A 6,827-nucleotide genomic window follows, 5' to 3' on the forward strand; every position below is an offset into this window, starting at 1 on the left:
CAATCTAACTTGAAGATGCAGGTTTTAAAATCTGAAAGTTGTCAGTCAGTCGAGTCGTGAGTTCTTTCGCTTTTTCTGGCAAGGTGACATGAAAAAAGTGGCGAAGGGTTTCGCGGAATGTTTTCGCATCCGGAAAATAAACATTGTGACGTATTTGCTCATTCATATACTTCCACAATCGCTCTATTGGATTGAGGTTTGGGCTGTAAGGCGGTAGGTAATGCAGTTCAATATTAAGTACATACGCCACCTCTTTCACCCATTCTGCCCGGTGGTAACCCGCCCCATCCAGAATAATATGAATTTTTTGCGAAAGTGGGTAAGTTTCTCTGATAGCGCAGAAAAAATACGCGATATTTTCGGCATTGATACTCGGGTATTCACGGATCACGGTGTCTTCAATTCGTTGTAAATTGAGGGCACCCAAAATATTGAGACGGGTACGACTGCCGGTGGTTTCGACCACTTTTACCTGATTTTTTCCTGCTTTCATCCAACCCTAGCTGAGCTTTGTGGACTGCGAAGGATGCACCGCATCAATAAATAGGATAGGTTCATTCTGACCTGCCCGGTCTTTCAGAGACTGATAGTCATCAATAAATTGTTGCTGCTTATCCGCATCGAATTTATGAGGAACGCCCTTTGGTTTTTTGTAGCTGAAACCTTGGCGGTGAAGCCATTTCGTCATTCCACCCACACTAAAAGACACCTGCCAACGAGCTCGTACATAATCCACAATTTGAGCGGTCGTATGCAACAAATTTGCCGTCAAATAATCAACCAGCTCGGCGGTTTGTTTGGCAGAGAGATGGCTGTCAGAACCGCCGTTTTCTGGGGTGAGTTTTTCCTGCGCGATGAAATCTTTTAGGTGACGGCTTACCGTACTTTCATGAATACGTAAGGCCTGGGCAATCATCTGAGCTGTCCAGCCCTCTGACGCCAAAAGCACGGCCTTGATGCGATCACAGACTCGACTATCACGAGTTGTATCATGCATCAATTCGAGGGCACGTTTTTGTTCTGGTGTCAGATGAATTTTCATAGTTGCAAGCATGATCTGGTTTGGATAAGAAATCAAGCATCTTCAATGGCGATTGGTATAAAGATAACTTTTAACGCTAATAATTAGCGTCATTTTTATTATTCATATTATTAATCATAAAAAATTACCAATGAAAAATACTTAATTCTACGTATATAGACGAAAAAATGCATGTTTAACAAGCAAAAATTACCATTTGATTTTTTTGAAAATTAAAATAATGTATTGCTCAGTTTGAAAATATTTGCATGTCGTATTTTTTAACCAACGTATTGTTTGTAATCTCGTTGATATTTTAAAAGATTTTTTCTTAATTTGTTTTTATTATATAAGTGATAACGTTATGGATAGTTTTGATCAATTGTATTTTTTTAATGACCTGAAAAGAATTTCTAAATTAAATAAATCTTCTTTTCATGTTCTTCCCATACAAAATATTGAATCTTTAGATAGATCAAAATTCAAAGAACAATATCATTATTTATTAAATAATTTTATTAAATTTGAAAAGACAATTACACAGCCATTTTTTGACTCTCTTGTTTGCCCTGCAAAACAATTAAAATTGTCTATGGAAATGGCTAAGGAAGTATTTGGGACAGATACGACTTTATATGTAACATGTGGTTCTAGTCTTTCAAACCAAATTGCTGTAAGCTCTCTGTGCAATAAAAAAACGAAAGTTCTGGCTCAGAAAGGAATACATCAGTCTCTACATTTTTATATTCCTATGGTGACTAAAAATATAACGTATATAGAAGATATTGAAGTTTGTAAGGAAAGGCAAGTCACAAGATTAGATTTAGATTCATTTATTAATGCACTGAAAGATGAAGAAAATAAAGGGGAACCATATGATACTGTAATAATTAACAGTCAGACATATGAAGGATTAATAACTAAAATAGATGAAGTATTGGAATGTATAATAACCTCATCGAAATCATTGAAGAATATTTTAATAGATGAAGCATGGGGTGCATGGACTTCTTTCGATGAAGGATTAAAAAGATATACTGCAATTTATAATGCTAGATATTTATCAAAAAAATATAATGTTAATATTGTTGTGAGTCATTCTGCTCATAAATCACTATTTGCTTTTAGGCAAAGTAGTTTACTTCATGCCTTCGGAAGTATAGAATGCATTAAACGATTGCATGACACGCATTTTAAATTACACACAACTTCACCAAGTTATCCAATAATTAGTAGTATGGAATTGTCTATTTTACACGCTAATAAAGAAGGGAGTTTTTATTCATCTAACTCTGTAAAATTAGCTCACGACTTAAAAAAATTTGTTGAGTCTAATTTGACATTATTTAATAATTATGATGATGAAAATCATAGCAAGAATTCAATTTGGGATCCAACCAAAGTTTGGCTTAGAATTAATGATGATTCCTTTAATGGAAGTCATATAAGAAATATATTGTTTGATGATTATGGAATCTATTTAAGTAGGTATAATAAAAATTCAATATTATTTAATTTTCACTATGGCATAACAGATGAATGCGTTAAAAATTTAATGAAGGCACCAGGGCGAGAGCATGAAAGACTAATTTTCGAACGAATTGTGTAAATAAAGCACTAATTCATACTTTAACAAGACCAGATTGAGTGATATTTATTCTAATTATGGTTGCGTAGCATACATTTCAAGCTCAAAAAACGTTCACGCTCTCGCCCTGATGAAGGCACTAGATTCCATTGATAAGAAATATCATTCTTCGAAATTTAATTTTGATGGAAAGGGAAATTATAATGGATTCATAATACCATATCCACCAGGTATTCCATTGTTAATACCTGGGCAAGAAATATCAGAAGTTATAATGGAGAAGATTAATCTTGCTAAAACTAATTCAACATCATTAATTTTCATAAAAGAGGAGGAGTTATAATGATTCCATTAAGTAAAATAAAGGAAATTTCATCAGCTCGGGGTGATAGACAAGCACTGGTTTTTCAAGGAAAAATAGTAAATTGGAATGAATATGAAACTATTGTTGAAAAATTATCAAATAACCTCTCTAAGTCTATAGATATTTCTAATGTTACATCTATTTGCTATATTTCACCAAATCGACTTGAATTGATTTATTTAGCATCTGCTGCTGCAACATTAAAACTACCATGTATTGGTATTGATTATACACAGACCCAGAATAAAATCATAGAAATGATAAAGATGGCTGGCTGTGGTATAATAATAGTATCTTCATCCTACTGTATTGCTAACAATATTGATCTAAAAATGTTAGCGTCAGTTGCAACTATATTAGATATTGATAGTTCCTTAAATCATGGGTTGTGCTACGATAATTTAGAAAAAATCTCTTTGGAGCCAATTGGAAATGATATTTCTAATAAACCATTTAGAAGTATTTCATTTACATCGGGTACATCTGGAATACCTAAAGCTGTTATTCGAACAAAGTCATTTGATGCACGGCGATTTTCTTATTTTACAGCCCGATATGGCTTTAATTCTGAGGATAGGCATCTTATGGCCATGCCTATGTATCATGCAGCAGGTAATGGGTGGGCTAGGCTTTTCTTACAACTTGGTGCCACAATAGTCATCGCAACTCCACATGATACAAAAGAAATGGCAAATCTTTTAAGGACAGAGTGGATAAGTACGAGTGCTATGACACCACCATTGCTTAATGATATTTTGCAAAAATATCAGGGGTTAAGAATAGAACCAAAGGAAAATAACCTAAAGTTTATCATAGTTGGCGGAAAGCATTTCCCTCCAAAAACTAAACTAGCTGCTATTAACACATTTGGCCCCAATATTTATGAATATTATGGAACTACAGAAACTGGTGTAAATGCTCTTGCTGAACCTAGTGATATTATTTCAAACCCTTACAGTGTTGGTAAAGCATATCATGGTAATAATATTATTGTTGTCGATTCTAAGGGGCATCAGATTCCTTCCGGGCAACAAGGACGCATTGCAATATCTAGTTATATGAATATGGATTGTTACGAGAATGCACAGTCAGAATCCATAGAAGTTGATGGAAAAGAGTATTTAGTAACAGCAGAAACGGGGTACATTGATGAGAATGGTTCTGTTTATCTAATGAATCGCTCACAAGGTGAAAATGAAATAAATGTATACGAATTAGAGAATGAAATTGGGTTCTTTAAAGAAATTAAGGATGTTGCAGTTATAGTAAGTGACACATCTTCAAATTATGTTGAATGTGGTGTTGTTGTGAATTATGGATATGAAGATAATTTTGATATTATTCAGTTAAAAATTAAATCTGTCATGAAAGACCATAAGGTGAAAGTGAAAAAAATATGTATGTTGTCTCATATTACTTATTCACCCTCTGGAAAAGTTCTTGCACCAAAATTAATTGAGATGCTATCTGATGAAAATATATACACATTAAAATCTAAAAAAGAAAATACAGTTAAAAAGCATTCTGATAGTAACAAAAGTGTAATGGCATTTTTGATAGGTGTTTTATGTTTAGTGAGTACTGCAATTGCTTGGGGAGGAATGTTTCCTATTGCAAAGAACGCATTAAATACTATGGATGCTGTACATATAAGCTTAATTCGTTATGGTATCGCTTCATTGATATTCATTGTAATTCTTGCATTGAAAGAGGGAATTGAATCTTTAAATCCGGGGAAGAATTTTCTTAAATTATGGTTTTTTGGTACCTTGGGTTTTGCTGGTTTTAGTATATTAGCTTTCGCAGGGTTGGCATATACTAAAGCGCAACATGGTGCTATTATTATGTCTCTCATGCCTTTAATTTCGGTAGTTATGATGTGGATGATGAAAGGTATTAAACCTGCCAAATTTACACTTTTATCTATTATTTTTGCACTGCTTGGTGTGATTTTAGTAATAACAAAAGGCGATATTACTGCATTGACAGGTGGAAATTTATTGCCATCATTGGTAATTTTATCGGGGGCATTTTGTTGGGTAACATATACCATAGGAGCCATCTATGTATCTGAATTTTCCACTTTAAGATATACTGCTCATTCTGCATTTTTGGGAGCATTAAGCATTGTAGCAATAGCTTGGTTAACTAATAGTATTGGTTTCACTACTATTCCTTCAATAAGTCAAGTTTTCTCAATAACATGGGAGCTAGTTTATCTGATTACTATTGCGGGAGTAATTGCTGTATTCTCTTGGAATACTGGAATACAAAGGTTAGGCCCCGTAAACGGCATTTTATTCATTAACTTAGTACCGATAACTGCCTTTGCGATTGGAATTATTATGGATAAGCCATTTACTAATGCAGAAGTAGTTGGTACATTGGTGACAATAGGATCTCTAATTATTAATAATATATACATCCGAGGTTGGTTTAATCGACCAAATAGGAAAGTTTTATCCAAATATCGATAGTGAAAATCCCCCTTCATAGAAGGGGGGATTGATTTTTGTTTTCTGAAAATACAATTGTTGATAAAGTATTTTTTTATGTTAATAAATTCCACTTTGGAAAATAAAATTTCGTTTGATATTAATGTTATGTTCAGGTTATCCCTTAAAATAAGTAAAATATTATTTATTTTTTGACATTTTTAATAAAATTGAATCTAAATTTATAAACATATCTCTGATACATCATTTCAGTTTTGGAATTATTTATTTCATCTCATGCCATTAAAAATTCTTTGTAGTTCATCAGCCACTAATCGACTTACTGTTATTTGCATTGTATGTTTGGATGTCAGCATCCATATAGGACGTATTATAGGAGAATCCAATTCCATAGAAACTAACGGACTATCCTTGATAGCCAATGAAGGGAGTAAGGCTACACCATACCCATTTTCAGCAGCAATACGTTGAGTGGTTACTGAATTTGATTGGAAATGGATTGATTTATTTCCAAAACGTCGAATTAGATACTGAGATTCAGGCAAATGGCTAAAATCACTATTGAATGTAATGATGCTAACATTTTCTTTCTTGTTTATTTTTTCTATAATCTCAGGTGCAGCACAGAGTTTATAATCAATCTCTCCTACTTTTTTGCTTAAATATTCTCCTTTTTCAGGGAGTTCTAAGCGAAGTGCGATATCTGCTTCTTTTCTTGGAATACTGACGTTGCGGTTTGATATATTAATTTCTAATCTAATTTCTGGATATCTTTTCACAAAACTACTGAGTTTAGGAATTATGTAATATTCTGCCAGTGAGGATACCATTGATATAATTACGCTTTTTTTAAATTTACCGCCTTGAACAAAATATTCCTCTAAACTTTCTATATTTTCCCTTACCAAAGATGTCTTATTATATAAGATTAAACCTTCAACGGTTGGAATATATCCGTCCTGCGTTCTATCAAAAAGACGCTGTCTTAAAGTATGCTCCAGACGTTCTACTCGTCTGGATACTGTCGCATAGTTTACATTTAGTCTTTTTGAAGCAGAAGAAACAGTACGACATTCGACAAGTGCTGTAAAAAATCTTAAATCGTCCCAATTTACACTATCCATAATACGCTCTGTAAAAGATAAATCGTAACATTTATAAATTAAATTTAATAGTTTTTTGTGCAGGGCGCGAGTACACTATTTTAGCTGTGTTTTGAAGATGATTATCTCTTAATATTCAGTTTTAATAGTGTTTTTATCGAGTGAGATTTAATCGCACAGGCAATTCTTTAGACTTTTATAGAAAACTAAAGAATTAAAGAACAAGAGTGACATTTTAAGTTCAAATATTAATCAAAGTATGCTCGCGCCCTGTTTTTTGTGTGGGTGAATAATA

The 6,827-nt window shown here is 33.2% G+C and carries 4 protein-coding genes and 1 pseudogene; 3 read left to right on the top strand and 2 right to left on the bottom strand.

The genetic code is table 11. The features are described 5' to 3' along the window. Nucleotides 1-4: 4 nt before the first annotated feature. A pseudogene (locus tag PSI17_RS15450) lies at nucleotides 5-1,042 on the bottom strand (IS630 family transposase). A gap of 343 nt (nucleotides 1,043-1,385) precedes the next feature. Here PSI17_RS15450 and PSI17_RS15455 point away from each other — a divergent pair. From PSI17_RS15455 to PSI17_RS15465, 3 genes are read left to right on the top strand one after another with little or no spacing between them, the layout of a single operon-like run. Then, nucleotides 1,386-2,630, top strand: coding sequence for a hypothetical protein (locus tag PSI17_RS15455; RefSeq protein ID WP_273552827.1), 1,245 nt, complete (start codon nucleotides 1,386-1,388; stop codon nucleotides 2,628-2,630). Nucleotides 2,631-2,664: 34 nt separating this feature from the next. After that, nucleotides 2,665-2,952 carry a hypothetical protein gene (locus tag PSI17_RS15460; protein WP_273552828.1) on the top strand — a complete coding sequence of 96 codons (288 nt, stop codon included), beginning with the start codon at nucleotides 2,665-2,667 and terminating at the stop codon, nucleotides 2,950-2,952. Continuing rightward, nucleotides 2,952-5,450 carry an AMP-binding protein gene (locus tag PSI17_RS15465; protein WP_273552829.1) on the top strand — a complete coding sequence of 833 codons (2,499 nt, stop codon included), beginning with the start codon at nucleotides 2,952-2,954 and terminating at the stop codon, nucleotides 5,448-5,450. Before PSI17_RS15460 ends, PSI17_RS15465 begins: the two co-directional genes overlap by 1 nt. Nucleotides 5,451-5,698: 248 nt before the next feature. On the opposite strand, the gene PSI17_RS15470 is transcribed toward PSI17_RS15465, so the two are convergent. Continuing rightward, nucleotides 5,699-6,553, bottom strand: a complete 855-nt coding sequence (locus PSI17_RS15470; RefSeq protein ID WP_273552830.1) for a LysR family transcriptional regulator — start codon at nucleotides 6,551-6,553, stop codon at nucleotides 5,699-5,701. Nucleotides 6,554-6,827: the final 274 nt, after the last annotated feature.

This window comes from Xenorhabdus sp. IM139775 (assembly GCF_028598745.1).
In the GTDB taxonomy this organism is placed as follows: Bacteria; Pseudomonadota; Gammaproteobacteria; order Enterobacterales; family Enterobacteriaceae; genus Xenorhabdus.